Below are 2,658 nucleotides of genomic sequence, written 5' to 3' on the forward strand. Positions count from 1 at the left end.
AATTAATACTTGTCCCAAATCTTTTTGAAATGTTTCATGATCTTGATCAACTAAATTTGATGCTTCAGAATCTGATAGTTGTTGACCTTCTGATGCCGCTTCAATCTTAGCAACTTTTGCTGGTTTATTTGCAAACTCGACAATTACATGGGTTTGTTCCGTTGTCGTTAAATCAATATCAGAAGAAATTTGAAGACCTGTTGATTCATTTGTAGTMATCTGGTTAAGTGCTGCTCTTTGTTCTGGTGTTAAATTAGCAAGTAAATTTTCAGCATTCGAATAACTAACCGCTTTCGCAGTAGTTGGTACTTGTACAATAGAACTTAAAATAAAACTAGATGATAGAGCAAATACAGCTAAGCTTTTTAAGACCTTACTTTTGTTGTTTGCTTTTTTTCCCATTTTCTTTCCTCCCAGTCTCTGTCTCTTTATTACATATGTAGTGCAATGAATTACGAAACAATGATTCTAATAATAATTTTTTTGTTTCTCCTTTTCCTCATTAATCCTCTCCCCTGCCTAACTAAATAGTAGATTAATACATTTGTAAAAATGTAAAGGTTTCGTGCTGATGACTTAACTTCACATTTAATACACTGATCTGTCTTTCAACATCAGGTTAAAATTTTTCAACTAATCTAATATCAACTGGGAGTTTATCCAACATTTATTCATTCAATATTCAGAAACATTTCCCAGTTAACCCTCATCATCCCACATTTCTACTTTTCTGAAAATTAAACATAGGATGTATCTTGTGCTGTTCTTGGTTCTATACCTKCWTAAAACAAAAGTACTATACCAAGAGTGACATAATAAGGGACAGGACATTTTTTTATAAGTGATTTTTAAATAAGTAAACGGAACAAGTTGATTTCGAACGGCATAAATGACTGCCTGTGTTACTGGCAAATTACTAGTTTATGTGGAGGATCAAACCATATCGTAAGAGTTTTAAAGTGTCTCAAACTGTTGAGGGGCTTAGTTATCTTGAAGAGTTGAAGATCGTCCTGGAACATCCGCACTGCATGGACATTCCAGAAAAGCCCCCGATCGTATTATAAGGTCAGCCAGATATTTAAAATGTACCCTTATGACACTGATGCTTTTTGAACGCAGAGAGCTTGATTTCAAAAGTAAATAAAAAACCTTAACCCAATAAAATACAGGGCTAAGGCTACTTAAAATCTTATTTAATTACTGTCTATTTACTGTAGTAAGTCATAAAATGGTTCTTCATTTGATTATAGAAACTAGCTTAGGATTATTTTAATCCTAACTGACTTAACACCAAATCCAACGTAACACCTTTATACATATCTTTCGCTTTAGGTGCATTTGGAACAGAGTCATTTTGTAATCTATAGTTTTTAATTACATAGTCCATATCCTTTTTATCAACTGTGCCGTCGAAGTTCAAGTCGGACCCTGATGTATTTTTACCCCAATTTTTTTGAAGCTCGATTGCATCTAATACATCAATGACATTATCTTTATTGACATCTCCTGCTTTAGCTGGAGATAATAAATAACTCATGTCCCTTCCAATTATTTCACCTCGAACGTCATACGATAACACTAGAGACTTAGAAATCGTAAAATGGCCGGGTACATCAAGAGTCACTGTATAAGGATTTTTATCAGCTTTCATTCCACCAGCAACGTAACTACCAGATTTGTTTGTAAGAGGAGCGTCAACAACTGTTTTTCCATCATAAGACGTAACTGTAACATTTGCGCCAATGGTTCTGTGGTCTAATGCGTTGTTCCGCCCGCCTGTTAAAGGATCCAGCATGCCCTCAAATTGTAATGAACCCCATAACCTTGAGTAGGTTGGTTTCAGTTTAAAAGTCTCAATATAAGTATAAACATTATTAGTTTGGACATTGGATTGATCTATGGTCGTTCCTTTCATCTCATTTTCAAACCAGTTTATAGGCGAACCTTTCGAATAAATGTTAGATGTTTGTAAGTCGAAATTTACCAACTGCATATCTTCTGGTAAAGCCTTAGTTCCTAAGTAGTTAAATGTAATCGTATAGTACGTATTTAACGTATCTGATGTGGTTGTTACAGTTACTTCTGAATTACCAAATTGCTTCACTGCATCATTTACAACGACATTTTTAATGGTGCCTAAGTCTCCATAGTCTTTCATGACTGGAATCGTCATCTTTGCAGTTTTTAAGTTTTTAATATTATTCGAACGTATCGAATAATTGACCGTATCTCCAGTCGAAATCGATTGTTTGTTTGCTTTTAAATAATAATAGGGTCTAGTATCAGTAACAAATGCTACCCGTAGCATTGCCGTAGCATCTGCACTAAAGTTTCTCGCAGCATCCATTCCATAGAACTGAACTTTTAAAGGTGCAGCTTGCTGTTTGACAAGGATTTGATCCTTGTAATTTCCATTTTTATCAGTGTAGATTGGATCATATGGCCATGGTCCATTGTAAAAGGAAACAACTGAATTGTTTGATTGATCAACAGGAATACCTAAGCGCTTTGCCTCTTCCGCTTCAGGATCATTTACATTGATATTAAAGTCATATAAAAATTGTCCATTTGAATCAAGCTGACTTAAATTATATTCAATCACTTTTTGATCTAACGAATCAAAGGTGGAGGTCATCGTTGGCGCTCCAACCTCATAGA

Annotated in this window: 2 protein-coding genes; both read right to left on the reverse strand. The window is 34.7% G+C overall.

Annotated features, from left to right (window positions below; genetic code table 11):
- Positions 1 to 402 (reverse strand): hypothetical protein (locus tag AC1DSL_RS17050; protein ID WP_477533126.1); only part of this gene is annotated, 402 nt, incomplete at its 3' end.
- A gap of 862 nt (positions 403 to 1,264) precedes the next feature.
- The coding region (locus AC1DSL_RS17055) for a dockerin type I domain-containing protein (protein ID WP_477533127.1) at positions 1,265 to 2,658 on the reverse strand (1,394 nt) is incomplete at its 5' end.

The sequence above is a fragment of the Paenisporosarcina sp. P4_D4 genome (assembly GCF_056401835.1).